Annotated in this window: 22 protein-coding genes; 8 read left to right on the top strand and 14 right to left on the bottom strand. The window is 68.6% G+C overall.

Features of this window, described 5'->3' with window-relative positions; genetic code table 11:
• Positions 1-47: 47 nt before the first annotated feature.
• The 3 genes from ACI6GS_RS14720 to ACI6GS_RS14710 all read right to left on the bottom strand — a co-directional run bounded on the left by ACI6GS_RS14720 (position 48) and on the right by ACI6GS_RS14710 (position 2,322).
• Entirely contained in the window at positions 48-1,043 is a 996-nt protein-coding gene (locus ACI6GS_RS14720; RefSeq protein ID WP_439814207.1) for a sulfate ABC transporter substrate-binding protein, read from the bottom strand.
• Between the two features lie 44 nt (positions 1,044-1,087).
• Positions 1,088-1,534, bottom strand: coding sequence for an RrF2 family transcriptional regulator (locus tag ACI6GS_RS14715; protein ID WP_439814206.1), 447 nt, complete (start codon positions 1,532-1,534; stop codon positions 1,088-1,090).
• Positions 1,535-1,608: 74 nt separating this feature from the next.
• On the bottom strand, positions 1,609-2,322 hold the full coding sequence (locus ACI6GS_RS14710) for a GntR family transcriptional regulator (RefSeq protein WP_439814205.1): 714 nt from the start codon (positions 2,320-2,322) through the stop codon (positions 1,609-1,611).
• Positions 2,323-2,567: 245 nt separating this feature from the next.
• Here ACI6GS_RS14710 and ACI6GS_RS14705 point away from each other — a divergent pair, with 245 nt between their 5' ends.
• From ACI6GS_RS14705 to ACI6GS_RS14695, 3 genes are read left to right on the top strand one after another with little or no spacing between them, the layout of a single operon-like run.
• The gene (locus ACI6GS_RS14705) at positions 2,568-3,677 is read left to right on the top strand and encodes a Rieske 2Fe-2S domain-containing protein (RefSeq protein ID WP_439814204.1); all 1,110 of its coding nucleotides are present in this window, start codon (positions 2,568-2,570) and stop codon (positions 3,675-3,677) included.
• The gene (gene rnd / locus ACI6GS_RS14700; protein WP_439814203.1) at positions 3,665-4,861 is read left to right on the top strand and encodes a ribonuclease D; all 1,197 of its coding nucleotides are present in this window, start codon (positions 3,665-3,667) and stop codon (positions 4,859-4,861) included. The genes ACI6GS_RS14705 and rnd overlap by 13 nt, the downstream gene beginning before the upstream one ends.
• Positions 4,862-4,883: 22 nt before the next feature.
• Positions 4,884-5,525, top strand: coding sequence for a glutathione S-transferase family protein (locus ACI6GS_RS14695; protein ID WP_439814202.1), 642 nt, complete (start codon positions 4,884-4,886; stop codon positions 5,523-5,525).
• Positions 5,526-5,532: 7 nt separating this feature from the next.
• On the opposite strand, the gene ACI6GS_RS14690 is transcribed toward ACI6GS_RS14695, so the two are convergent.
• From ACI6GS_RS14690 to ACI6GS_RS14660, 7 genes are all read right to left on the bottom strand, one after another.
• Positions 5,533-6,609: a S1 family peptidase gene (locus ACI6GS_RS14690; RefSeq protein ID WP_439814201.1), complete on the bottom strand. Its 1,077-nt coding sequence runs from the start codon at positions 6,607-6,609 to the stop codon at positions 5,533-5,535.
• Between the two features lie 16 nt (positions 6,610-6,625).
• Positions 6,626-8,104 (bottom strand): Ppx/GppA phosphatase family protein, encoded by a 1,479-nt coding sequence (locus ACI6GS_RS14685; RefSeq protein ID WP_439814200.1) that lies wholly within the window; start codon positions 8,102-8,104, stop codon positions 6,626-6,628.
• Positions 8,105-8,174: 70 nt separating this feature from the next.
• Positions 8,175-10,334: an RNA degradosome polyphosphate kinase gene (locus ACI6GS_RS14680; RefSeq protein WP_439817974.1), complete on the bottom strand. Its 2,160-nt coding sequence runs from the start codon at positions 10,332-10,334 to the stop codon at positions 8,175-8,177.
• 174 nt (positions 10,335-10,508) lie between these two features.
• Positions 10,509-11,210 (bottom strand): HdaA/DnaA family protein, encoded by a 702-nt coding sequence (locus tag ACI6GS_RS14675; protein ID WP_439814199.1) that lies wholly within the window; start codon positions 11,208-11,210, stop codon positions 10,509-10,511.
• Complete coding sequence (locus ACI6GS_RS14670) at positions 11,210-12,331, bottom strand: AI-2E family transporter (RefSeq protein ID WP_439814198.1); 1,122 nt, start codon at positions 12,329-12,331, stop codon at positions 11,210-11,212. Before ACI6GS_RS14670 ends, ACI6GS_RS14675 begins: the two co-directional genes overlap by 1 nt.
• Positions 12,328-12,882: a CDP-alcohol phosphatidyltransferase family protein gene (locus ACI6GS_RS14665; RefSeq protein ID WP_439814197.1), complete on the bottom strand. Its 555-nt coding sequence runs from the start codon at positions 12,880-12,882 to the stop codon at positions 12,328-12,330. The genes ACI6GS_RS14670 and ACI6GS_RS14665 overlap by 4 nt, the downstream gene beginning before the upstream one ends.
• Positions 12,879-14,093: a DUF2066 domain-containing protein gene (locus ACI6GS_RS14660; RefSeq protein ID WP_439814196.1), complete on the bottom strand. Its 1,215-nt coding sequence runs from the start codon at positions 14,091-14,093 to the stop codon at positions 12,879-12,881. Before ACI6GS_RS14660 ends, ACI6GS_RS14665 begins: the two co-directional genes overlap by 4 nt.
• 158 nt (positions 14,094-14,251) lie before the next feature.
• Between ACI6GS_RS14660 and purM the strand changes: the two genes are divergently transcribed.
• The 3 genes from purM (at position 14,252) to ACI6GS_RS14645 (ending at position 17,064) form a co-directional block, all read left to right on the top strand.
• Entirely contained in the window at positions 14,252-15,331 is a 1,080-nt protein-coding gene (gene purM / locus ACI6GS_RS14655) for a phosphoribosylformylglycinamidine cyclo-ligase (RefSeq protein WP_439817973.1), read from the top strand.
• Positions 15,319-15,969, top strand: a complete 651-nt coding sequence (purN, locus tag ACI6GS_RS14650; protein WP_439814195.1) for a phosphoribosylglycinamide formyltransferase — start codon at positions 15,319-15,321, stop codon at positions 15,967-15,969. Before purM ends, purN begins: the two co-directional genes overlap by 13 nt.
• A gap of 147 nt (positions 15,970-16,116) precedes the next feature.
• Positions 16,117-17,064, top strand: coding sequence for a lytic transglycosylase domain-containing protein (locus tag ACI6GS_RS14645; RefSeq protein ID WP_439814194.1), 948 nt, complete (start codon positions 16,117-16,119; stop codon positions 17,062-17,064).
• Between the two features lie 220 nt (positions 17,065-17,284).
• Here ACI6GS_RS14645 and leuA read toward each other — a convergent pair whose 3' ends face one another.
• Positions 17,285-18,952 carry a 2-isopropylmalate synthase gene (gene leuA, locus ACI6GS_RS14640; RefSeq protein WP_439817972.1) on the bottom strand — a complete coding sequence of 556 codons (1,668 nt, stop codon included), beginning with the start codon at positions 18,950-18,952 and terminating at the stop codon, positions 17,285-17,287.
• A gap of 300 nt (positions 18,953-19,252) precedes the next feature.
• On the opposite strand from leuA, the gene ACI6GS_RS14635 reads away from it, so the two are divergent.
• Both ACI6GS_RS14635 and ACI6GS_RS14630 read left to right on the top strand, forming a co-directional pair.
• On the top strand, positions 19,253-19,750 hold the full coding sequence (locus ACI6GS_RS14635; RefSeq protein WP_439814193.1) for a hypothetical protein: 498 nt from the start codon (positions 19,253-19,255) through the stop codon (positions 19,748-19,750).
• Between the two features lie 115 nt (positions 19,751-19,865).
• A complete protein-coding gene (locus tag ACI6GS_RS14630) occupies positions 19,866-20,363 on the top strand; it encodes a PAS domain-containing protein (protein ID WP_439814192.1) in 498 nt (165 codons plus the stop codon).
• Between the two features lie 87 nt (positions 20,364-20,450).
• Here the strand turns inward: ACI6GS_RS14630 and ACI6GS_RS14625 are convergent, their stop codons facing one another.
• The 3 genes from ACI6GS_RS14625 to ACI6GS_RS14615 form a co-directional block, all read right to left on the bottom strand.
• The gene (locus ACI6GS_RS14625; RefSeq protein WP_439814191.1) at positions 20,451-20,687 is read right to left on the bottom strand and encodes a hypothetical protein; all 237 of its coding nucleotides are present in this window, start codon (positions 20,685-20,687) and stop codon (positions 20,451-20,453) included.
• Positions 20,688-20,713: 26 nt separating this feature from the next.
• Positions 20,714-21,607, bottom strand: a complete 894-nt coding sequence (locus ACI6GS_RS14620; RefSeq protein ID WP_439814190.1) for a DMT family transporter — start codon at positions 21,605-21,607, stop codon at positions 20,714-20,716.
• 82 nt (positions 21,608-21,689) lie between these two features.
• Entirely contained in the window at positions 21,690-25,001 is a 3,312-nt protein-coding gene (locus tag ACI6GS_RS14615) for a carboxyl transferase domain-containing protein (protein WP_439814189.1), read from the bottom strand.
• Between the last annotated feature and the right edge of the window lie 3 nt (positions 25,002-25,004).

The raw sequence follows: 25,004 nt of genomic DNA, 5'->3' as shown, positions 1-25,004 counted from the left end.
GCCGCGCACCGCTCTCCGGCGCGCGGCGGCCGTGCCGCCCCTTGTCCTCAGGGCTTGTAGATCTGATCGAAGATGCCGCCGTCGCCGAAGTGCTCGGCCTGGACCTTGCGCCAGCCGCCCAGTTCCTCGATCGTCACCAGCTTGATCGCCGGGAAGGTCTCGGGGTGGCGGGCCAGGACCTCAGGGTCACTCGGCCGATAATAGTTCACCGCGGCAAGCTCCTGCCCCTCCTTGGAGTAGAGGAACTCAAGATAGGCCTGCGCTGCCTCGCGCGTGCCGCGCTTGTCGACCACGCTGTCGACCACGGCTACCGGGGGCTCCGCCAGGATCGAACTGGACGGATAGACGATTTCCACCTTGTCCGGGCCCAGTTCCTTGATCGACAGATAGGCCTCGTTCTCCCAGGCCAGGAGGACGTCGCCGATCTCGCGCTGGACGAAGGTGGTGGTCGAGCCCCGAGCGCCGGTGTCGAGCACTGGCACATGCCTGAACAACTCGGTCACGAACGCGCGCGCCGACTCCTGCGTGCCCCCGGGCTGCTTGGCGGCCCAGTCCCAGGCCGCCAGGTAGTTCCAGCGCGCCCCGCCCGAGGTTTTTGGGTTCGGGGTGATGACCTGGACACCCTCATTGATCAGGTCGCCCCAGTCCTTGATCCCCTTGGGATTCCCCTTGCGCACCAGGAACACGATGGTCGACGTGTAGGGCGAGGAATTGTTCGGCAGTTCCGCCTGCCAGCCCGGCTGGATCAGGCCCTTGTCTTCGATCGCCTGGATGTCGGATGCGAGTGCCAGGGTGACGACGTCGGCCTCAAGCCCGTCGATGACGGCGCGCGCCTGGCGGCCGGACCCCCCGTGGGAGGACGTGATCGAGACGTCCCCCTTGCCCTGGGCCTTCCACCATTCGGCGAACTTCGCGTCGAACTGCTTGTACAGCTCGCGCGTCGGATCGTAGCTGACATTGGTCAGCGACGTATCGGCCAGGGCCGGGCACGCCAGCGAGAGAGCCAGGGCAACGCCCAGGAGGCCTGATTTCAATCCGGTCATGATCCCCTCTATCTCTATCGACATGATCGAGATTAGCGCATGGATCAGATCCCGTCACCCATGAAAAGATCGGCCCGGCGTCCGCCGCGCACATCCGCCAGGCTGGTATTGTCCAAGATGCGCGCCGTCGCCTCGTGCACCTGACCCAGGACACGCCGGATGGCGCAGGTTTGTTCGTCGTCGCAGTCCTCGCACCGGCGATAGGCCGTCTTGCTGATGCAGGGCACCTGCGCCAGCGGCCCGTCGATCGACCGGATCAGCGCACCGAAGCTGATCTCCTCCGGCCGCCGGGCCAGGGCATAGCCGCCGAAGCGGCCGCGCAGCGACCGCACGAAGCCTGCCCGCTTCAGGTCGAGCAGGATGAGTTCCAGGAACTTCTTCGGGACGTTCTGCTGCTCCGCGATATCGGCGATCAGCATTGGCTTCTCGCTGTCTTCCTGGGCCAGGGCCAGCAAGGCACGGAGCGCGTAACGCGCGCGTTGGGAGAGCATCTCGAATCTCTAGTGCAGCGCCGGCGATTTACCGCGCCATGACCGCCGGCGCAACACGCGTTTGCGGGGGTCTGCTACCGCATCGCCGCGCGCTTCAAGCGCAGTCCGGGCGGGACGTGCTCCGTCGCCTCTCCGTCGACACGCGCCGCCGCCCACGCGGCGTGATCGCTGACCCGGCCGTCCAGCAGTTCCCCCACGGCGTCCAGGTCGCTCGCCCGAACGGCATCGGCCAGGGTGTGGAGTGTCCGCGACAGCGCCGCGGCGTCACCGTCCGCCAGGATCGCGAACGTCACGGGGCTGGCCACCTCGACCAGGGAGCCCAGGGCATCGCGCAGGAACGTGTTGCCCGGCGCTTCCATAAGCGCCCTGTCGAATGCCGACACCGCGTTGAACTGATACAGCGGATCGTCCGTCGCGGGACCATCGTCCAGGACCTCCAGGTGCCCTTTTAGTTGCGCCGCCAGTGCGGCGTGGTCGACCTCGTCCAGTTCCTCGACCAGGGAGCGATAGAGGGTTGCCTGAAGCCGGTACAGGTGCGCGAGCTCCCTGGCGGATAGCACCCGCACGCGAAAGCCCCGTCTCGGCTGGTGATCGACCAGGCCGCGCTTCTGCAGCATCAGCAGGCTTTCGCGAATAGGCCCGCGGCTGGAACCAAAAGTGCGTTCCAGGTCTTGTTCGCGCAAAGGCCGGCCCGGCGCGTATAGTCCACGGATGATCCGCGCGCGGATCTCACCCGTCAGGTGATAGGGGAGGGTTTGAGGCAGGGTCTGGGGATGCCGTGCGCTCATCACCGACTCCGCTTCGGGGTCGGGCGCGTGGTCGTGTTCTTCTGGGCCATCAGGATACCTGGTCGTCTATGCTCTGAATGAACGTGGAGTGCACTCCGGGGTTCCCCGCGACGTTCGCCCGCGCGACGTTTCGGGCGGGCCGGGTTGCGGCATGGCCATGGCGTTCCTAGAGTGCGGCAGGGTTCACGCGGTACCGATTCCGCCACACACACGGTGCAGACTTGGCGACGCCGGCACATCACAGGATGCCCGAGCCGCAGGCCTCCCCCCTTTCCGGCCCCCTGCAGCAAAGCGGTGCGAACGACGCGGGCGAGCGCCAGCAGGCGGACCCTGCGGCCTGGCTCGACGGGCTTTGGTACTACGCCCTGCCCTCGTCCCAGGTGAAGCCGGGCGCCATGGTCACCCGCACCCTGCTGGGTGAGACACTGATCCTTTGCCGGACCAGCGAGGGGGAAGCGTTCGCGCTGCGTGACATCTGCCCGCACCGGGGAATCCCGCTGTCCTGCGGATCGTTCGACGGGCGGGAGGTGACCTGCTGCTATCACGGCTGGCGTTTCGATCGGACCGGCCATTGCACGGCCATTCCGTCGCTTACGGACGATCAGCGGTTCGAGTTCACAAAAATTCGCACCCGACGTTTTCCGGTGGCTGAAGCACAGGGCAACCTGTGGATCTGGGCGGGAGCCCAGCCCGATGTGCTGCCCCCACCGCCGCAGGTGCCGGAGATGCACGGCAGCCAGCAGCGGGTGGTCGAGACGCAGGAGTTTCCCTGCGCGCTGGACCACGCCGTGATCGGCCTGATGGACCCTGCGCACGGGCCCTATGTGCATCAGTCCTGGTACTGGCGCTCGCTGCGTTCGGCGCACGAGAAGGCCAAGCGGTTCGTCCCGTCGGACCTTGGCTTCACCATGGCGCGGCACAAGCCGTCGCGGAACGCCGCGGCCTACAAGCTGTTGGGCGGGGACCTGGAAACGGAGATCGCGTTCCGCCTGCCCGGCCTGCGTATCGAGACGATCACGGCGGGGCGCCACCGCTTCGTCGGCCTGACCGCCGTGACGCCGATCGACATGAACAGGACCCAAGTGACACAGGTGATGTATTGGACGATGCCCTGGCTCAATCTGCTCAAGCCCGTGGCGCGCTGGCTGGCGCGTCAGTTCGTGGGACAGGACCGCGCGATCGTGACCCAGCAGCAACGCGGACTGGCCCAGCGCCCGGCGCTGCTGCTGATCGATGATGCCGACACCCAGGCCAAGTGGTACTACGCATGCAAGCGGGAGTTCGCCCGCGCGGCCGCGGAACGTCGGCCGTTCGTAAACCCGGTGACAGAGCAGGTGCTGCGTTGGCGGTCGTGAATCATCCTGCCCCCCCGGTCATCACCACGACCGAAGAACTGGCCGAATTCTGTGCCGGCGCGCACAAGGCGCCCTATATCACGGTCGATACCGAATTCCTGCGCGAGAATACGTTCTGGCCGCAGCTCTGCCTGATCCAGGCGGCGACGCCGACGGACGCGCGCATCATCGACCCCCTGGCGCCGGACATCGACCTCACTCCGCTGGCGGCGGTATTGGCCAACCACTCGGTACTGAAGGTTTTCCACGCGGCGCGCCAGGACATCGAGATCTTCCTGCGCCTGTGCGGCTCGATCCCCGAGCCGCTGTTCGACACCCAGGTGGCCGCGATGGTCCTGGGCTTTGGCGAATCGGTGTCCTACGAGACGCTGGTGACCAAGATCGCGCGGGCCGAACTCGACAAAAGTTCGCGCTTCACCGACTGGTCGCGCAGGCCGCTGAGCGACCGCCAGCTGCACTACGCCCTGGCTGACGTCACCCACCTGCGTGTCGTCTACGAATACCTGGCGGGGCAGTTGGACAAGACCGGGCGCAGCGGCTGGCTGGACCAGGAAATGTCGGTGCTGATGGATCCCAGGACCTATCTGGTCGAGCCGGACGAGGCCTGGACGCGCCTGCGCACCCGCAGCGGCAATCGGCGCTTCCTGGGACTGGTCAAGGCCCTGGCCGCGTGGCGAGAGCTTGAGGCGCAAAGCCGCGACCTGCCCCGCGGCCGCATCCTGAAGGATGACGCGATCCTGGAGATCGCCGCCCATCCACCGAAAAACCCTGAGGATTTCAGGAACTTGCGCAGCGTTCCGCGCGGAGTAGTCGAAGGCAAGCTTGGCCCGGCATTGCTGGCCGCGGTGCAGCGCGGCCTGGACATGCCCGAGGACGACCTGCCCAAGCCTGAGAAAGTGGATGAGGCGCCACGAGGCGTAGGCCCCCTGGTCGAGCTCCTCAAGGTCCTGCTGAAGATGAAGTGCGAGGACCACGACGTGGCCCAGAAGCTGATCGCCGGGACCAGCGACCTGGAGCGGATCGCAGCCAGCGATACGGCCGACGTGCCCGCGCTCAACGGCTGGCGCCGCGAGGTCTTTGGCGAGGCGGCGCTTGCCCTGAAGCATGGACGTCTGGCGCTGGCGTCCGATGGCAAGCGGATCCGCGTGATTCCGGTCCAGCGCAGCGCACCCCCTCAGAAATAGCCGGCCCCGACGGAGGAATCAGATGCTGGTCGTCCATCACCTGGGCGTGTCCCAGTCCGAGCGCATCGTCTGGCTGTGCGAGGAACTGGGCATCGACTACACGCTCAAGGTCTATGACCGCGACAGCGTCACGCGCCTGGCCCCGGCGGACTACAAGGCGCTGCATCCGATGGGCATGGCCCCCGTCATTCATGACGGCGATGTGGTCCTGGGCGAGTCGGGTGCCATCATCGACTACATCAACCAGAAGTACGGCGAGAACCGCCTGGCGCTGAAGCCGGACGATCCGCATTTCGCCGACTATCTCTACTGGTTCCATTTCGCCAATGCGTCGCTGATGGCCCATGAACTGGCCGGCATGATCGCGACCATGCTGGGCGCGGGCGCAGACAATCCGGCGATGGCGCTTCTGGCCGACCGGCGCGATCGTGGTTTTGCCCAGGTCGAGGCGCACCTGGGCCATAACACCTGGTTCGCAGGGCCTGCCTTCACGGCCGCCGACATCATCATGGTGTTCCCGCTGACCACGATGCGGGCCTTTGTGCCGCGCGACCTGGGTCCCTATCCCAACATTCGCGCCTATCTGAAGCGGGTCGGCGAACGCCCGGCCTATCGCCGCGCCATGCAGAAGGGCGACCCCACCCTGCCGCCGATGCTGGACTAGGTGCTGGTCACTCGTCCAGCGGCTCGCCCTGCAGGGCCCAGTCGAGGATGTGCGCGACGCGGGTGCGCATCGCCGCCACCTCGGGATAGCGCTCGGCTTCCAGGAAATCCTTGAGATCGAAGCGGCCGTCGTGGATCGCCGCCGAGATCCAGACATCGCCATCGCGCGTGTAGACCGTGAGCGCGCCCTCAAGCCGGCCTGCGCTGAAGGACGCCTCGACATGCGGCGCGCCATCGCGGGTGATGATCGCGGCGCCGTCCAGCAGACCACCGCGAAAGCGGGCCGAGATTTCGAATACACGGGCACTGCGCCCCAGCCGGACCCGCTCGTACTCCGCATCCGGCATGGCCTCGCCCAGGACCAGGGGCTGGCGGTCGGTCACGCCGATATTGTCCTGCAGCACCGCGGCGAAATAGAGGGCGGTGCCCTGGGCGTTGGTCGACTGGACGATGCCGATCACCCGCTCGTCCCGGTCGAGCACCGGTCCGCCGGAGAGACCCTGCCACACCTCGCGCTCGGCACAGGACAGTTCATGCGCGATGCGGAAGCGGCTGAGGCCGTCCTCCGCCTGAAGCCAGGCGCCCTCGTAGACGCAGCGCTGCTTCACCGGCCCCTCTCCCCCGGGGAAGCCCAGCACGTCGACGCGATTGCCCGGCCGCGGCATGCGCTCGGCGAAGCTGGCCAGCGGCAGGCTTCCGCGCGGCCCCAGGCGACGCGCATCGACGGGAGCAAAGAACAGGTCCAGGCCAGCCCCACGCACCACCCGCGCGCCGGCCACGGGAACCGAGCCGCCGCCCGGCCCCAGCTTGACCTGCCCCGAGCTGAGGCTTGCGCCGACGATCACCTCGGTCGGCTGCGGCCCGGAGCCCAGACAGTGCTCTGCCCCCAGCACGAAGACAGGCTGCATAGGCGCACGGGGCGAGAACAGGACTCCCGTACAGGCGCGCACGCTGTTGGACCCGACCGGCGTCATGACCAATGCCACGCCGTCGATCGCTTGGGCCGGGGACCCAGCCCACAGCAGGGCCCCCAGGCCAAGCAGCGCCGCCCGGGCGGTCGATGGCAGGCGCAGCCTGGCCGGCATGGCGTTGGCCGCGATCCTAGCCGGTCACGACCACGCGGGATGCGCGGCCCAGGGCGCGCGCCAGTGCCGCCAGCCGGCGCTGCGCCACCTCTCCCTCCAGGTCGGCGAGGGCCCTGGGGATCGCCAGTTCCAGCTCGGCCCGGGGCATCGACAGGGTGAGCTGGGCCAGCACCTCGGGCGCACCACCGCTCAGCGTCTGCGCCAGGCGCAGGGCGGCACCCAGCGCGCGGGCGCGGGCCACCGCCTCCGGGTGCAGCAATGCCAGATAGGGGGTCTGGGCCGGATCGTCGACCTGGCCGTCATAGCGCGCGAACATGGCCAACGCCAGGAACACGCGCCCCGGATGGTCGATCCCGACAAACGGGCTGAACAACAGCTCGCCCAGCGCCAGTTCGGCACGGTGGTCGGGATGGGCATGCCAGTTCAGGTCGGCCAGATGGCAGGCGGCATGGCGCAGGCGCCGCTCGCGGTCGCTTTCCGTCGCGAAGGCGGGATCGGTGAAGCGGATCAGTTCCTGCCCATGGCCACGGAACCGACCCCGGCGATCGCCCAGCGCCTTGGCCGCCTCGATCAACGGATCGCGGGCGCGGTCATCCACCTCAAGGGCCTCATGGAGCAGACCCTCGCGCAGACCCCAGGCCGAGAACACGACGGCGTCCGGTCGCGCCACCTTCAGCACGCGATCGAGGATCAGCGCCGCCAACGGCAGCGTGTCCAGGCGCCGCCGCGGCATGCCGCTGATCCGCTCCAGCGTATCCTTGCCCAGGCCCGAGACAAGCCGCGAGAGGCTGCGCCCGTCATTGCGCGAGATGCGATAGTGATGCAGCACCTTCAGCGGGTAGTTGACCTGCGCCATGTGCAGCCGGGCCAGGGCACGCCAGGCGCCCCCCACGGCATAGAAGCTCCGCCCCTTGGCGTCGGCCAGCCAGGGCAGCGCCTGGAGCGCGCGGTCGATGATCGCCGTCGCCTTGGTCCGGTCGGTGCCGGCCTGGTGCTGCAGGCGCAAGGGGCCGAGCGGCGTGGTTTCCTGGCGCGTCGCCGGGACGCCGCGGTCCAGCGTCACGAGCTCAAGGCTGCCCCCGCCCAGGTCCCCGATCAGTCCGTCGCCGTCGGGGATCGCCGCGGCGACGCCCTGGGCGCTGAGTCGCGCTTCCTCATGCCCCGAGATCACGCGGATCGGCAGGCCCCAGGCCCGTTCGGCACGGGCGATGAACTCTGGCCCATCGGCCGCGTCGCGCACCGCCGCCGTCGCCACGGCATCCAGCCGGCCAACCCGCATGAAGCGGGCCAGGGCGGCAAAGCGGCGCAGCGCCTGGATCGCCAGCTCAACCCCCTCGGGATCCAGGCGGCCATTGACGGCGATCTGCCGCCCCAGGCCGCACAGGACCTTCTCGTTGAACAGGGGCGTGCCCTGCCTGGAGAGGCCCTGGTAGACGACCAGACGGACCGAGTTGGACCCGATATCGACCACGGCCCAGGGTGCTGCCCGCTCCACATCGGGGCCCCCGGAGCCTGGGGTGAGACAGAGCGGCACCGTCACAGGATGTTCATCAGGCAGACCGGGATCATTGAGCCGCCTGGTCCAGGACCAGCCGGGGTGCCGCTTCCCCCGCGCGCATCGACTTGCCGCGACCGGACAGACTGGGATTCGTCATGAAGTACTTATGCGCGCTGAAGGGACTGTCGCCCAGGGGGAAACGCGCATAGACGCCATCCGGTTGCAGGCGCCACGAACTGGTCGTGTCCTTCAGGTTGGCCATCATGATCTGGTCCAGGATCTGCATGTGAACCGTCGGATTTTCGATCGGGACCAGCGATTCGACCCGGCGGTCCAGGTTGCGCGGCATCCAGTCGGCCGAGGAGATGAACACTTTCGCATCCCGCGACGGCAGCCAATGGCCATTGCCGAAGCAGACGACGCGCGAATGCTCCAGGAAGCGGCCAATGATGCTCTTGACCCGGATGTTCTCGGAGAAGCCGGGAATGCCGGGGCGCAGGCAGCACACGCCACGGATCACCAGGTCGATCTGCACGCCGGCCTGCGACGCCCGGTACAGCGCGTCGATCATCGCCGGGTCGACCAGGGAGTTCATCTTGGCGAAGATCGCCGCCGGCCGGCCCGCGCGGGCATGCTCGCACTCCGCCTCGATCAGTGTGAGCAACGTCTTGCGCAGGGTATGGGGCGAGGCCGCGATCTTGGTTAGGTGCTCCGGATCGGCATAGCCCGTCAGGAAGTTGAAGAGGTAGGCGGCGTCGCGGCCCAGCACGGGGTCGGCCGTGAAGAAGGACAGGTCGGTATAGATGCGTGCGGTCACCGGGTGATAGTTGCCGGTGCCATAGTGCACATACGTCGCAAGCTGCCCGCCTTCGCGGCGAACCACCATGCTCAGCTTGGCGTGGGTCTTGAGTTCGATGAAGCCATAGACGACCTGCACGCCTGCCCGCTCCAGATCGCGCGCCCACTTGATGTTGGCGGCCTCGTCGAAGCGGGCCTTCAGCTCGACCAGGGCGGTGACGATCTTGCCCGCCTCCGCCGCCTCGACCAGGGCCTTGACGATGGGGCTGTCGCTGGAGGTGCGGTAGAGCGTCTGCTTGATCGCAACCACCTCCGGGTCGGCGGCCGCCTGGCGCACGAACTGGACGACGACGTCAAAGCTCTCGTACGGGTGATGGACGACGATGTCCTTGGCCCGGATCGCCGCGAAACAGTCGCCGCCATGGTCGCGGATCCGCTCGGGGAAGCGGGCATTGTACGGCGGGAACTTGAGGTCCGGCCGATCGTCGACGATCAGCTGCGAGGCATTGGCCAGGCCCAGGATGCCGTCGACGAAGACGATGTCGGCCGGCGTGGCTTCAAGCTCCGAGATGACGAAACGCTGCAGTTCCTCGGGCATCGCGCGTTCCAGCTTCAGCCGGATGACGCTGCCGCGACGGCGGCGCTTCAGCGCCGTCTCGAAGTAGCGGACCAGATCCTCCGCCTCTTCCTCGATCTCGATGTCGCTGTCGCGCAGGATGCGGAACGTCCCGCGGCCAAAGACCTCGTAATGCGGGAACAGCTCGTCCAGGAACAGGCCGACCAGCGTCTCCAGGCTGATGAAGCGGATCGTGTCGGAGCCCGGCAGTCGATAGAACCGGCGGACCTGTGTCGGCAGCGGCAGCAGGGCGTTCATGGTCCGCCCGTCGCTTTGCCGCCGCATCTGCAGGACAAGGGCAAAGCCCAGGTTCGGGATGAACGGGAACGGGTGCGCCGGATCGACCGCCAGCGGGGTCAGGACGGGAAAGACCTGTTCCAGGAACTTCTGGTAGAGGAACGCGCGGTCGGCGTCGTCGAGGTCGTCCGGCTCGACCACGGCGATGCCGTTCTGGGCAAGCTCGTTGCGCAGCTGCAGCCAGCACCGCTGCTGGTCGGCCATCAGGCGGGCGGTTGCGGCCACCACCTCGGCCAGCTGCTGGGCCGGGGTCAGTCCGTCATGGCTGGTCGTGTTGATCTTCTCGTCGATCTGGCCGCGCAGGCCGGCCACCCGCACGGAATAGAACTCGTCCAGGTTGGTGGCCGAGATCGACAGGAAGCGCACCCGCTCCAGCAGCGGATGGCCGGGATTGAACGCTTCCTCCAGCACGCGACCGTTGAAGGCCAGCCAGGACAGTTCGCGATTGATGAAGCGGCGCGGCTGGTCCATCGCGATGTCGGCCCAGGCCTCCGCCACCGCGGCGGGCACCGGCATCGGGTCGGTGCGCGGGCCCCAGGGTGCGCCGCTCGACGGAATGCTCGCACTGCTTTCCATGATGCCGGGCCTTTCAACGTGTCGCTTCAGGTGCCTTGCGGCTGTCCTATCGCATCGTCATGGCAATGTCATGACGGCAGGGTAGCCCAGGACAAGCCCCACGGCGCGCCGCGGTCAGGCCGGATCGGCCTCTGCCAACTCGGCCACCGCGCGGCGCACCAGGGCCTGGGTCACCCGCCCGCCCTCCCCCAGCGCCAGCGCGTCGATGCGGGCGGCCAGGCGACGCGCCGCATCCAGACTGCGCTCGAGATGGCGTGCGGCGTGGACGATCGCGGCATCCGGCACGACCAGCTGGCGGTCGGCGAAATGCTTCAGCAGTACAGAAGCGATCAGGTCCTCGTCCGGCATCGCCAGGTGGGCGACAGGCATCGCCCGCAGGCGCGAGACCAGGTCCGGTGGGCGCTGGTACCACAAGGCCGGCGCCTGACGACCCGTCAGCAACAGGGAGCCACCAGCCTGGCGCACCAGGTTGACCAGATGCAGCAGGTCGACGGGATCGGCCACGCGGTCGGCGTTGTCGAGCACGGTCGGCGCGGACCACGTCATCGTGGCCAGCGGGCCGGGTCCCAGGGCGGCGGCGTCCAGCCATTGCGCGGCGTGGCGCTCGGCAAAGACGTGGGCCAGGTGCGTCTTGCCGCTGCCACCGCCCCCGGCCAGGACCAGCACCTGCTGCGGCCAGTCGGGATAGCGGCCAAGCCAGGCCAGCGCCTCCGCATTGCAGGGGGCCGGGACGAACGCATCGGCGCCGAACGCCGCGCGTGCGGGGAAGGCCAGCGCCAGTTGCCGGCCGGCCTGGCTCAACGCGCGATCCGCCATCAGCGCGGTTCCGGCGTGCCTGCATCGGTGGTGCCAGCCAGAACGGGCGGACGCAGCCGGCCCTTCTGCTGACCCGCGTAGAAGTCGCTGGCCATGTAGTGCTTCACGAAATGACGGGCCACCACGCCGACGGCCGCCGCCACCGGCACGGCCAGCAGGACGCCGACAAAGCCGAACAAGGTGCCCCCGACCAGCAGGGCGAAGATGATCCAGGCGTCATGCAGGCCAACGCTGCGCCCGACCACGACGGGCGTGATGAACGACCCTTCCAGCGTCTGGATCGTGAAGTGCGCCCCCAGCACCATCAGCAGCGGCACGTAGTCCGGCCAGAACTGGCCAAAGCCCACCAGCATGGCGACCGACAGCCCGATCAGCGGACCGACATAGGGGACGAAGACCATCAGGCCCGTGAACAGGCCGATGACAATGCCGAAATCCAATCCGATCAGGGCATAGCTGGTCGCATAGAGCACGCCCGTGGTCAGGGCGACCGTCCCCTGGCCCCGCAGGAAGCCCGACAGGACGACGTCGACCTCCCCCGCCAGGTCGCGGATGGTCCCGGCATGTTCCACGGGCAGCCAGGTGTTCACCTCGGCCACGATATGGTCCCAGTCGCGCAGCAGGTAGAAAGCGACGATGGGCGTCACCAGCAACACGGCGATCAGGTTCACCAGGAACAGCCCACCGGACCAGACATAGGCGACCAGGTTGCCGACCAGGGCGGCCCCTTCCTCCCCCGCCTTCTGCAGCATCTCGCCGCTGGCGGGCATGTCTCCGGCGGAAACGCCCAGGTGCTGCTGCAGCCAGGGCATCACCTGCCCCTGCAGGCTGGCCAGGTTCCCGGGCAGGCGCTTGGACAATTCGATTGCCTGGTCGCGCACCAGCGGCACGAACAGGGCAAAGACCGCGATTACCACCACGAAGAACGCGATGATCACCAGGATCGCGCCCAGGCTGCGCCGCACGCCGCGCCGTTCCAGCCAATCCGCGACGGGATCGAAGACATAGGCAACCGCCATCGCGATCAGGAATGGCGTCAGCACGCCGCCAAGCGACCAGATGACAAAGCCCGCCGCCACCACCCCCAGGACCGCGGCGATCCAGCGTTCGGCGCGCGTCATGGCCGTGCCCCCCCGGTGACCCGGATCAGGGCGATCCAGCGCCACAGGTACGACAGGCCGGATGCCGCCGTGATGCAGGCGACGAGCATGATCAACCACGGCACCGCCGCAGACAGCAACGCCTGCTGCGGCAGAGCCAGCGCCGCCAGCAACGCCCCCAGAAGCAGCGCCTGGGCCAGCGTGCTGGCCTTGCCCAGGAGGTTGGGCTGCATCGCCATGGGCTGGGCCAGCCACAGGGCGCTGAGAATCGCCATGACGATCAGCAGGTCGCGGCCGACCGTCACGGCGACCAGCCACAGCGGAATCAGCCCCTGGCTCGCCAGGGCCAGGATCGTCGTCACCAGGAGCGCCTTGTCCGCGGCCGGATCCAGGTAGAAGCCCAGCGGAGTCTGCGCATGAAAGGTCCGCGCGATGTAGCCGTCGACGGCATCCGACACCGCGGCCGCCGCGAAGACGCAAAAGGCCGCGCCGTAATGCTGCTCAAGGATCAGCCACAGCGTGACCGGGACGGCCAGCAGCCGCCCCAGCGAGATCAGGTTGGGAACGTTCACGGCGACCCTGGATATCCCCCTGCGCCACCATAATAAGGCTCAGGGCTGCCATAGGCTCCATCGGGATTGCCGAACGCTCCGCCCGATGGCGGCGGCGACAGGACAGGCGTGGCCATTGGAGCGATGACGGGTCCCACGCCCAGCCGCCACTGGCCGCCGTCCAGCGCCATGTTCAGGCCCTGCGCCCCCAATGCCGCCTGCAGGGCCGCCGCCTCACCCTGATAGGTCACTGTCAGGCGGGCGCCGCTCAGCGTCTGCTCGGCGACACGGACATCCTTCACCGCCGGTACGGCAGCCAGGCGGTTGCGCAGCATCAGCCACTCGTCCAGCGAACCATAGCGCGTCGCGACCTGGATCGTCTGCATCGGCTCCGGTGGCTTGGACGCGCGGCTGCGGTATTCCTCCTCGACCATACGGGCCACGGCCTCGACCGCGCGGGCCAGCAGCGCCTGCTCACCCCCCTCGCCCCCGAAATCCTGGCTGCCCCGCTCCAGGCCGTCCGGGGTCAGGCGAATCGTCGCGACGCTCATGCCCTGCCCCGGATCGCCGGTCATGCGCGCGTCGACGACCAGCACCTCGTTCGCGCCATAGCGGCTGGCCAGTGCCTTGAGCGCCGCTTCGTCCCCGCCCGCGGCCTGGTCGGCCTGGATCGTGCGCAGGTCCTCGATATCGCCTTGCGGGACCAGCAGCGGCAGCAGCGCGCCCGACGAATCATGGGCGTTCCAGGCGTCGCGCCAGGGATTGGGATCGTCCCACAGGACCGCACCCCCGGGCCCACTCAGCACGGGGACGATGACCAGCGGCTTGCGCGCGGCGCGGGCAAAGCTGGTGCCCTGCGATTCCAGGAACGATTCGACGCGGGACCGGCGGAACTCCACCGTCAGCGTCGCGGCATAACGGGTGGCGCTGACGCGCTCGTTCTCGACCGACGTGCCCTGGACTAGGCCGGCGGCGGTGTTGGCACCGACATTGGGCGCGGGCTGGCCCGTCAGCCGCTCGATCAGCTGGCCCAGCGCCTTGGTCTGGCCTTCCAGCAGGGCCTGGTCGCGTGCCTCGATCGCGGTTGCCGCGGTCACGTCAACCTCGACCCCCGTCACGGTCATGCTGGCGTCCTGGGCCACGGCGCGCCCCCCCGGCACGGCAAGCGCCAGGGCGAGCGCCGGCAGCGCCAGGAGAAGGAACAGGATGGGCCTGGAAAGGCGAACGTTCATGGGCGGCTTGCCTGAAGATGCGGCGCGGGATCATAACACGGCGATACCGGATCGGGCCGTGTCGCCCGTGCGTGTCTGCGGGGCGTCGTGGCCCACATAACACGGCACCGCGCCCGTGGCACGCGCATGGCACGTCGCAGCGCAAGGAGCACCAAGCCATTACGAGCTACAGCTATCGCAATGCCGGCGTCGACATCGAAGCGGGCGACGCGCTGGTCAAGGCGATTGGCCCCCTGGCCGCGGCGACGCGGCGGGCTGGCGTCATGGGTGGCCTGGGGGGCTTCGGCGCCCTGTTCGACCTGAAGGCGACGGGCTATCGCGATCCGCTGCTGGTCGCCGCGACCGACGGCGTCGGCACCAAGCTGAAGCTGGCGATCGAGACCGGGCGCCACGACACGGTCGGAATCGACCTGGTCGCCATGAACGTCAACGACCTGGTCGTTCAGGGGGCAGAGCCGCTGTTCTTCCTGGACTATTTCGCCAGCGGCAAGCTGGAGGTGGGCGTCGCCGCCGCCGTCATCGCCGGCATCGCCGAGGGCTGCCGTCAGGCCGGCTGCGCCCTGATCGGGGGCGAGACGGCCGAGATGCCCGGCCTCTATGCGCCCGGCGACTACGACCTGGCCGGATTCACCGTGGGTGCCGTGGAGCGTGACGCCCTGCTGAGCGGCGCGGGCGTCGCCGCGGGCGACGTGCTGCTGGGCATCGCCTCCAGCGGCTTCCACTCGAACGGCTTCTCGCTCGTGCGCAAGATCGTCTCGGGCGAGGGTTTCGCACTCGACGCGGCGGCGCCCTTCGCGCCCGGGCAGAGCCTGGGCGAGGCGCTGCTGACACCGACCCGCATCTATGTGAAGTCGTGCCTGGCCGCGATCCGTGCCGGCGGGGTCAAGGCGCTGGCCCATATCACGGGCAGCGGCATCGTCGGCAACCTGCCCCGCGTCCTGCCAGAGGGCGTGACCGCGCGCCTGGACGCCGCGGCCTGGACCCTGTCGCCGGCCATCGCCTGGGCCGCCCAGGTGGCGCGGCTGGGCCCTGCCGAACTGGCCAGCACCTTCAATTGCGGCCTGGGCATGATCGCCGTCGTGGCGGCCGACCGCGTGGAGGCCGTCACCGCGGTCCTGCGCGCCGAGGGGGAAACGGTCACGACCATCGGCCGGATCGAGAGCGGTACCGGCGAGGCCCAGGTTGTGATCGACGGGTCCGCGGGAACCTGGGGGCAGGAGGCGGCGTGGCGCGTGTAAGGACGGCCTGCCTGATTTCGGGCCGCGGCAGCAACATGGCGGCCCTCATTGATGCCGCCCAGGCGCCCGGCTTCCCGGCCGAGATCGCCCTGGTCCTGTCGAACAAGGCCGATGCCGGCGGCCTGGAGACCGCGTCCCGGGCTGGCATCGCCACCGGCGTCATCAGTCATCGCGATTATCCCGACCGGGCTGCCTTCGATGCGGCGCTGGACGCGGCCCTGCGCGCCGCGGGCGTCGAGCTGATCTGCCTGGCCGGGTTCATGCGCCTGCTGACGGCGGAGTTCGTGACCGCCTGGTCGGGCCGCATGATCAACATCCACCCCTCGCTGCTGCCGGCCTTCAAGGGCCTGCACGTCCACGAGCGCGCGCTGGAGGCCCAGGTGAGGCTGACGGGCTGCACGGTGCATTTCGTGACGCCGGGCATGGACGAAGGCCCGCCCATCGTCCAGGCGGCGGTGCCCGTCCTGCCCGGCGACGATGCCGCAAGCCTGGCCGCGCGCGTCCTGAAGGCCGAGCATCGCGCCTATCCGCTGGGCCTGCGCCTGGTGGCGGAGGGTCGCGCCCGCCTGGTCGACGATCGCGTCGCGCTGGACGCGGCGATCGACGCAGCCGCCACCCTGCTCAGCCCCGGCGGCTGAGCGCGCCCGCCATTCTTGATCTTCGGGGACAATCGCGGCAGGGTCGTTCCCGCGTTGCAGGGGAGTAGGCCGCGCGTGACAAGGGGGATCGGGGACAGCGCTCGGGCGCGGTCCCATCTCATCGCAAAGCTGTGCCGGGCTGCCATCGTGGCGGCCACCCTGCTGGCCGGCGCCGGTGCGGTATCCGCTCCCGCGCAGGCCGCCACGCAGTCGTTCCGCACGCCAGCCTATGACCTGGTCCGGGCCTATGTTGCCCTGCGCGCCGATGTCGCCACCATGGACGACGTGCGGGTGATCGCGCGCCATGCCACGAACGGCGACCCGACCGCGATCGAGGTTGTGGCCTGGCTTTATGCCGACGGCCGGTTGATCGGGCGCAACAACCTGATGGCGTTCGAGTGGTACCTGCGGGCATTCATGTCGCGCGTCCCCAACGCGCTGGCCAATGCGCGCGCCGTCTATCGCCAGATGACGCCGCAGGAACGGCAGGGCATCGATCCCGCGATCACCGATTTCGTCTTCCGCCAGCAGGGCTTCGAACCGCCGGTGACGGCCGTCGACCGGCCCGAGCGCTCGCCGGACCGGGAAGCCATCGTCCAGATCATCCGCGAGGAGGCGGAGCTGACCGGCGTTCCCATAGCCCTGGCCCGCGCGGTGGCCAAGGTCGAATCGAACTTCCGGGCCGACGCGATCAGCAGCGCCGGGGCCCGCGGCGTGATGCAGATCATGCCGTCGACCGCGATGGGGGAGTTCGGCGTCGGCGCCGAATCGCTGTGGGACGCGCGGACCAACGTCCGCCTGGGCATCCGCTTCCTGGAGAGCCTGATCAATCGCTATGGCTCGGTGGATATCGCGCTCAGCCACTATAATGGCGGCTCGGCGGTGGGCCGGCCGGGCAATGCCCGCGTCCTGCCCTGGACCCAGGACTATGTGAACCTGGTGCTCGGTTGGCAGCGCTTCTATTCGGGCGAGGCGACCGATCCTCCGCTCTACGCCCGGCGCGCGGCAGGCGGCGGCAGCGCCGCCCTCCCAGGCCCTGTACGCATCATCACGCCGACGCGCACCCCCTCCCCGCCTGTGGCCGAGCCCGAGTAGCGCGGGGAGGAGAGAGGGGGCTCATCTCCGCGCAGTCCCGCGAAGGAGCGTGTGGCTGCAGCGACGGGCGGACTTCAGAGCCACCAGCACTGCCCTTCGCGGCCCCTGGATCCCCGCTTTCGCGGGGATGAGCGGGTACAACGACGCGCCTGGATTGCACCGGTGCGCCGCGGGGTGGGGCCGGGGTGCCGTGCCGCCCCACACCTGCGCCAGCCATGCCTTAACGCAGCAGGCGGTTGACGCCGCTGACGATGGCCTTCAGGGCAGCGGTCGTTGTGTTGGGATCGATGCCGACGCCGAACGTCTTGCGCCCATCCTCGCCCGCCATCTCGATATAGCAGGCGGCCTGAACCTCGGAACCATGGCCCAGGGCATGCTCGCTATAGTCCAGGAAGCGGAACGTGACGCCCAGCCCCTCCGCCAGGGCGTGGGTGAAGGCGTCGATGGGGCCGGTGCCCTTGCCCTCGACCTCCGCCGCCTGTCCGCGGAAGGTCACGCTGGCATTGACGGCAATTGCCTGGGAAAAGCCATGTGCCACGCCCAGTCGGTAGTCCTCCAGCACCAGCGGCCCATCCGTCGCCAGGTACTCGGCCACGAACGTGTCCCAGATCTTGTCCGAAGTGACTTCCGCCTCGGTCTTGTCGGCGATCTCCTGGACGGCCGTGCTCAGTTCGACCTGCAGGCTGCGCGGCAGCTTCAGGCCGTGGTCGGCCTCGATCAGGTAGGCGACGCCGCCCTTTCCCGACTGGGAATTGACGCGGATGATCGCCTCGTAGGTGCGCCCCAGGTCGGCGGGATCGATCGGCAGGTACGGCACCTCCCAGATCTCGTCGTTCTGCTGCGCGCGGGCGGTCATGCCCTTCTTGATGGCGTCCTGGTGACTTCCTGAGAACGCGGTGAAGACCAGTTGCCCGGCATAGGGGTGGCGCTGGTGCACGGGCAGCCGATTGCAGTACTCGGCCACTTCGATCGACTTGTTAATGTCGGAAAAATCCAGTTCCGGATCAACACCTTGCGTGAACATGTTCATCGCCAGGGTGACGATATCGACATTGCCCGTCCGCTCGCCATTGCCGAACAGCGTGCCCTCGATCCGGTCGGCCCCGGCCAGCACGCCGAGTTCGGCGGCACCGACGCCGGTGCCCCGGTCGTTGTGCGGATGCAGGCTCAGGATGATCTTCTCCCGCTCCTTGAAGTGGGTGTGCATCCATTCGATCTGGTCGGCATAGACGTTGGGGGACGCCATCTCGACCGTGGCCGGCAGGTTGAAGATGATCGGCTTGTCCACCGTCGGCTGCAGCACGTCCATCACCGCGTGGCAGACGTCCAGGGCGTAGTCCAGCTCGGTCCCGGTGAAGCTTTCCGGCGAGTACTCATAGCGCACGTCGGCACCGCGGGCGCGGGCCGCATCGCCCAGCTGCTTGACTAGGACGGCGCCGTCGGTCGCGATCTTCTTGATGCCCTCGCGGTCCAGGTTGAACACCACGCGGCGCTGCAGGGTCGAGGTCGAATTGTACAGGTGCACGATGGAATGCTTCGCGCCCTCGATCGACTCGTATGTCCGGGCAATCAGCTCGGGCCGCGCCTGGGTCAGGACCTGGATGGTCACATCGTCGGGGATCATCCCCTTGTCGATGATGTGGCGGACGAAGTCGAAATCGGTGTCGGAGGCGGCGGGGAACCCCACCTCGATCTCCTTGAAGCCCAGCTCGATCAGGTGGTGGAAGAAGCGCAGCTTGCGCTCGCGGCCCATCGGTTCGATCAGGGCCTGGTTTCCGTCGCGCAGGTCGACGCTGCACCAGATCGGGGCCTTCGTGATGGTGCGGCTGGGCCACTGCCGGTTGGGCAGGTCGACGGTCGGGACAGGGCGGTACTTGTGAATCGGCATCTGGCGCACGGGAGCGCATCCTTCGACTGGAACGTCAGCGATATGGGGTCAGGTGCCGCTGCGAACCGCGCGCAACGGACTTCGACCGGCCCTCAGCGGGCCGGGGTGGTAAGTCGCAGAGCGTATGCGGGCAGCACCGTGCGCATGGCCGCGACCTTAGCCCAGGGCATGCGGCCATGGCAATGCGCAGAACGCGGACCTGCTGGACGGACTACGCGGCGCGGCCGATACTGGGACTGCCGGCCGTGGCTGGCGTGCCCTCATCCCTGCTGGATCGGTGTCCCAGGCGGACAGGAGTCGATGTCCCACCAGCGCGCCCAGGTCGTCCCGCCCCTGCTGCAGATCGGCATCAACGTCCGCGCCGTGCCGGAGCCGAGATTCCCGCTGGCCCGCGACCTGATGGCACTGTGGCGGCAACGCGATGCGGAGGGTGCGCGGATCACACGGGCCGACGTGCCGTCGCGCCCGCTGCTGCGCTTCATGCCCTTCATCATCCTGTTCGAGCCGATCAATGATGGCGATGACTGGCTGTTTCGCCTGGTCGGCTCAGAGATCCGTCAGCGTTTCGGGGTCGAACTGACGGGCATGACCATACGCGGCCTCTACGAGGCTGAGGAGGCAGCAGGTCGCGCCGCACATTACCGGCGCCTGACCCTGGGCGGCGTCCCCATGGTGACCCGCGGCCGGGTCCTGGGCGTTGACCGCGACTTCATGGACGTCGAATTCTGCGACATTCCCCTGCCCGGCCGGGATCCACTCCAGCCCTGGCTGATGACGGGGGTGTTCCTGGCGTCGTGACCGCCCCGCCGGGGCCACGGCAGGCTGGGTTGCGCTGCCCATCCATGCGACTGTAGACAAAGGCGACGTGGGGCCACGATAGCCTGCACAGCCGCCCAGGACCGACCCGACGCCGATGCCGCCCACCCGCGCCCTTGCCGTGCCCGGCCTGCTCCAGGTGGGGATCGAGGTGGCGACTGTCCCGGCGCCGACCTATCCGCTGGCCGTGGACTTCATGGCCCTGTGGCAGGCGCGGCGCCAGACGGGCCAGGCATTCACGCGGGCCGACGTGCCCTGCCGCGACCTGCTGCGCTTCATGCCGAACCTCATCCTGTTCGAGCCACTGGACGATGGGGCCGACTGGCATTTTCGGCTGGTCGGCTCCGCGATCCGGCAACGCTTCGGGATCGAGCCGACAGGCCTCACCGTGCGCGGCCTCTACACCCCGGCCGACGCGGAGGTCCAGGCCGGGCTCTATCGCTGGCTCGCACGCGAGAGCGAGCCGAGCATTACCCGCGGCCGCGTCCTGGGCCTGGACCGCGACTACCTGGATGTCGAATTCTGCAACATGCCCCTGCCGGCTCGCGATCCCGGCCAGCCGTGGCTCCTGACGGGCGTCTTTCCCCCACCCTGAGGCGGGACCGTGCGGCTCGGCGGAGACCGTGGCCGCAGCAGCGATCAAATTCCTGGATGGCTATCGCAATATGATCGAGTCGGGACCTCAAACCTCCCGCCAATTGGTCACACCGAGGACATCGGACATACATCGCAATACCGTAGATCTATTGATTTTTCCATTGTCAGGAAAAAGCAGATTCAATCCGGTTACGCCGCTCTCCCATCGCACATTTCTTAACTCAACAGTGTCAATGCCGGTGCTCTTGAAAGCAATGACGACCTGCCAATCGCCACCATCCAGGCGGTAACAACCTTCGGCAAAAGCCATGTCTTCCGACATGATGAGATCCCATGAAACTTCCGCATTCATGGCTGCGTGGTGCCTGCCGCACCGCTTGCCAGGACGACGCCCGCGACGATCAGGGCGATGCCCAGCACGTCCAGGCCGCCGGGCCATTCGCCCAGTATGGGAATCGCGGCCAGCGTCGCGACGACCGGAACCAGCGGCCCCAGCACGGCGGCCCGCGACGGGCCGATCAACGCCACCGCCCGGCCGAACGCCACCAGGGCAACCGTCCCGACCGCAACCCCGTGGTAGAGCGCCTGCCAGGCGATGTCGAAGGCACTGGCCTGGCCCAGGCCCGGCCCGATCACGAACAGGTAGACCGGCAGGAAGCCCAGGGCCGAGACAAGGCTGACCACCGCCGCTGCATGCAGCGCGTCCAGCCCCGATTGGCGCAGCGCGACGGTGCCGATCGCCCAGGTCAGACCGGCCAGCAGGAACAGGCCATGGCCGATCGCCTGGTCATGATCGCCGGTCGCCAAGCTGACCCCTGCGATCGACAGGACGCCAAGCGGGATCAGCACCAGGCCCAGCAGCCGCGTCTTCGCGAAGCGCTCGCCCAGCAGGACGGCCGAGATCAGGGCGACCCACAGCGGCAGCGTTCCCGGGATCATCGCGGCATGGGCGACCGGCGCATAGGCCAGCCCCTCCGCCGCGATCAGGGCATAGGGCGCGCCCAGGCCACAGACCATGGCAACCACGATGGGCAGGCCGCCGCGCAGGCCATGCAGCCGCCGACGCAGCAGCAGCGGCGCCAGGATCAAAGCCGAGATGCCGACCCGGAACATGGTCAGGTCCGCGGCGTGCAGCGTGCCGGTGACGCCGATCCGACTGGCGATCATCCAGCCGGCCCAGATCAGGATCGCCAGCGCACCCCAGGCAAAGCCGCGCAGCAGGCTGCCTTGGACCAGCCTCACCCGCTCGTCATCTTCGAAAAAGACCGCTCATCCCCGCCTTCGCGGGGATGAGCGGAAGAGGATTGGTCTTCCAAATACATCCTCAATACGTGTCGACGAAGGGGCGGCGCTTGCCCTCGGGCGGCAGCGGCCGCTTCGGCACCGAGCGCAGGCCGCGCATGATCCAGCGCCGCGTTTCCAGCGGATCGATCACGGCGTCGATCTCCAGGAAGGCCGCCATGTTGATCGCCTTGCCGTTCTCATAGAGCTTGTCGAGCAGCTTGCGGTACAGCGCGTCGCGCTCCACAGGGTCGGTCAGGGCCGCAAGCTCGTTGCGGTAGCCCAGGCGCACCGCCCCCTCCAGCCCCATGCCGCCGAACTCGCCCGTGGGCCAGGAGGCGATGAAGAACGGCGCATGGAAGCTGCCGCCCGCCATGGCCTGCGCGCCCAGGCCATAGCCCTTGCGCAGGACGATGGTGAAGATCGGCACGCTGGCGGTGGCGGCGGCCACGAACATGCGGCTGACGCGGCGCACCTGGGCCGTCTTCTCGACCTCTGGCCCGACCATGAAGCCGGGCGTATCGCAGAGCGAGATCATGGGGATGTCGAAGGCATCGCAGAGCTGGATGAAGCGCGCGGCCTTGTCACCCGCCGGGGCATCGATGGCGCCGCCCAGGTGCATCGGGTTGTTGGCGATCAGGCCGAACGGGCGCCCCTCGATCCGCACGAAGCAGGTCAGGATGCCGATGCCGAACTCGCGGCGCAGTTCCATGACCGAACCGGTATCGGCCAGGGTCTCGATCACCTGCCGCACGTCATAGACGCGCAGGCGGTTTTCCGGGATCGCCCGCCGCAGCAGGCGCTGGTCGGCGGCGGTCCAGTCCTTCACCGCACCCTGGAAATAGGACAGGTACTGCTTGGACGCGGCGACGGCTTCCGCCTCGTCCTCCACCAGAAGGTCGATCACCCCATTGGGGACCTGATCCTCGACCGGGCCGACCTCGGTCGGCTTGTAGACGCCAAGTCCGCCGCCCTCGATCATCGCCGGGCCGCCCATGCCGATATACGACTTCTTGGTCGCGATGATCGTGTCGCAGCAGCCCAGCAGCGCCGCATTGCCGGCGAAGCAGTAGCCGGAGACGACGCCCAGACGCGGCATCATCGCGGACAGGCGCGCGAACTCGTAGAAGGTCATCACGTCCAGGCCGGCCGAGCCCAGGGCGTCGGTATCGCCGGGCCGCCCGCCGCCCCCCTCCGCGAACAGGACGAAGGGCAGCCGATTCTGTTCGACCACGCGCAGGAAGCGGTCGGTCTTCTTGTGGTTGTTCATGCCCTGGGTCCCGGCCAGGACGGTGTAGTCATAGGACATGACGGCGGTGCGCGACTGCTCGTCGTCGAACTTGTCGCCGTTGACGCTGCCGATGCCGACGACCAGGCCGTCGGCCGGGCTCATCCGCAGCAGCTCCTCCAGCGACCGCCGCCGGCGCTGGGCGGCCAGGGTCAGCGCGCCGTATTCGATGAAGGTCCCGGGATCAACCAGGTCGTTGACGTTCTCGCGCGCGGTGCGCTGGCCCGTCTTCCGGCGCCTGGCGACGGCATCGGGCCGCGCCTCGTCCAGGGTGATGCGGTGGCGCTCGATCACCTCGGCCAGGTCGGGGCGGATCGCGTCCAGGTCGATCTCTTCCGCGGCCAGCGCCTCGGCCCCCGCGACGTCGGCCGGGGTGACGAAGAGAAGCGCCTGGCCCTCGAACAGGACGTCTCCGGGATCGACGGCGACCAGGCTGACCACGCCGCCGACCGTCGCCTCGACGACATGCTCCATCTTCATGGCCTCGAGCACCGCCACCGCCTGGCCTGCGCGGACCGTGTCGCCCACCTTCACGTCGATGGCGACCACCTTGCCCTGAAGCGGTGCCGGCACGCCGACGCTGTCCTCGGGCGCGTCGGCCATGGGGATGTCACGCGGCAGGGTGCTGTCGGGTGCCGCCACGTCGGCAAAGACCCGGCGCGGCAGGTCGGGAATCGCCGCAACCAGCTCGGCCGCGTGATCCTCGATGAAGCGGGTCGTGACGCGATTCGCCGCTACATCCGGATGGCGCAGCAGGACCGACAGGAACGGCAGGTTCGTCGCCACCCCCTCGATCCGGAACTCGCCCAGCGCGCGCAGCGCGCGCGCCACCGCGTCGCCATAGTCGGGCGAGGCGGAATGCGCGATCACCTTGGCCAGCAGGCTGTCGAAGTTGGGGCTGGTGACATAGCCGGCGTAGCCGAACGTATCGACGCGGATGCCCGGCCCCGTCGGCGGCTCGAACGCCGCCAGCAGGCCACCGGACGGCCGCGCCGCGCCGGTTGCGTCCATCGTCTCCATGTTGATGCGCAGCTGGATCGCGTGGCCGCGGGGCTTCGGGATCTGCCCCTGCGTCAGGCCCAGCGATTCGAGCGTGGCGCCGCCTGCGATGCGGATCTGGCTCTTGACCAGGTCGATGTCGGTCACCTGCTCGGTCACCGTGTGCTCGACCTGGAGCCTTGGGTTCGCCTCGATGAAGAAGAAGCCATCCTCGCCGGGGGAGGCAGCATCGACCAGGAACTCGAACGTACCCAGGCTGTCATAGCGCGCGGCCTGGGCCAGCCTGACCGCAGCCGCGGCCAGTGCGTCGCGCACCGCGGGCGACAGGGTGGGGCTGGGCGCCACTTCCACGATCTTCTGGTTGCGGCGCTGGATCGTGCATTCGCGTTCCCAGACGTGGGAGACGGCGCCCGTGCCGTCGCCGATCACCTGGATCTCCACATGCCGGGCCCGCGGCAGGTAGCGCTCCACGAACACGTCGCCATTGCCGAACGACGCCTTCGCCTCCGACTGGCAGCGGGCATAGGCCTCGTCCAGCTGGGCAGGATCGGTCACGGCACGCATGCCGCGGCCACCGCCGCCGGCCACCGCCTTGATCATGACCGCGCCACCCGGCCCCAGTTCGCCCATGAAGGCCTTGACCTCCTCCAGGCTGGCCGCCCCGATCGAGCCCTGCAGCAATGGCACGCCGACCTTGCCGGCCAGGGCGCGGGCCTTGGCCTTGTCGCCAAACAGGTCCAGCACGTCCGGCCGCGGCCCGATGAAGACCAGCCCGGCATCAGTACAGGCCTGCGCGAACGCCGCATTCTCGGCCAGGAAGCCGTATCCCGGATGGACCGCATCGGCGCCCGCCTCCTTCGCCGCGGCCACGACCTGGCCGATGTCCAGGTAGGCGCTGGCGCCCGAGCCCTTCAGCGCCACCGCACTGTCGGCGATCCGGACATGCAGCGACCGGGCATCGTCCTCGGAATGGATGGCCGTCGTGCGCAGGCCAAGCTCGCCGGCGGCGCGGGCAATGCGGATTGCGATCTCGCCACGATTGGCGATCAGGACATGGCGGATGGTCATGCG

Origin of the sequence: Zavarzinia sp. CC-PAN008, assembly GCF_051903925.1 — a bacterium.
GTDB lineage: Bacteria > Pseudomonadota > Alphaproteobacteria > Zavarziniales > Zavarziniaceae.
This window is presented reverse-complemented; position numbering and strand designations above follow the sequence as displayed.

Excerpts from the sequence above, each read along its gene's own strand:
- ACI6GS_RS14720 (WP_439814207.1), bottom strand. The coding sequence starts at position 1,043 with ATGACCGGATTGAAATCAGGCCTCCTGGGCGTTGCCCTGGCTCTCTCG.
- ACI6GS_RS14715 (WP_439814206.1), bottom strand. The coding sequence starts at position 1,534 with ATGCTCTCCCAACGCGCGCGTTACGCGCTCCGTGCCTTGCTGGCCCTG.
- ACI6GS_RS14710 (WP_439814205.1), bottom strand. The coding sequence starts at position 2,322 with ATGAGCGCACGGCATCCCCAGACCCTGCCTCAAACCCTCCCCTATCAC.
- ACI6GS_RS14705 (WP_439814204.1), top strand. The coding sequence starts at position 2,568 with ATGCCCGAGCCGCAGGCCTCCCCCCTTTCCGGCCCCCTGCAGCAAAGC.
- ACI6GS_RS14695 (WP_439814202.1), top strand. The coding sequence starts at position 4,884 with ATGCTGGTCGTCCATCACCTGGGCGTGTCCCAGTCCGAGCGCATCGTC.
- ACI6GS_RS14690 (WP_439814201.1), bottom strand. The coding sequence starts at position 6,609 with ATGCCGGCCAGGCTGCGCCTGCCATCGACCGCCCGGGCGGCGCTGCTT.
- ACI6GS_RS14680 (WP_439817974.1), bottom strand. The coding sequence starts at position 10,334 with ATGCCGGTGCCCGCCGCGGTGGCGGAGGCCTGGGCCGACATCGCGATG.
- ACI6GS_RS14675 (WP_439814199.1), bottom strand. The coding sequence starts at position 11,210 with ATGGCGGATCGCGCGTTGAGCCAGGCCGGCCGGCAACTGGCGCTGGCC.
- ACI6GS_RS14670 (WP_439814198.1), bottom strand. The coding sequence starts at position 12,331 with ATGACGCGCGCCGAACGCTGGATCGCCGCGGTCCTGGGGGTGGTGGCG.
- ACI6GS_RS14660 (WP_439814196.1), bottom strand. The coding sequence starts at position 14,093 with ATGAACGTTCGCCTTTCCAGGCCCATCCTGTTCCTTCTCCTGGCGCTG.
- leuA (WP_439817972.1), bottom strand. The coding sequence starts at position 18,952 with ATGCCGATTCACAAGTACCGCCCTGTCCCGACCGTCGACCTGCCCAAC.
- ACI6GS_RS14635 (WP_439814193.1), top strand. The coding sequence starts at position 19,253 with ATGTCCCACCAGCGCGCCCAGGTCGTCCCGCCCCTGCTGCAGATCGGC.
- ACI6GS_RS14630 (WP_439814192.1), top strand. The coding sequence starts at position 19,866 with ATGCCGCCCACCCGCGCCCTTGCCGTGCCCGGCCTGCTCCAGGTGGGG.
- ACI6GS_RS14625 (WP_439814191.1), bottom strand. The coding sequence starts at position 20,687 with ATGTCGGAAGACATGGCTTTTGCCGAAGGTTGTTACCGCCTGGATGGT.
- ACI6GS_RS14615 (WP_439814189.1), bottom strand. The coding sequence starts at position 25,001 with ATGACCATCCGCCATGTCCTGATCGCCAATCGTGGCGAGATCGCAATC.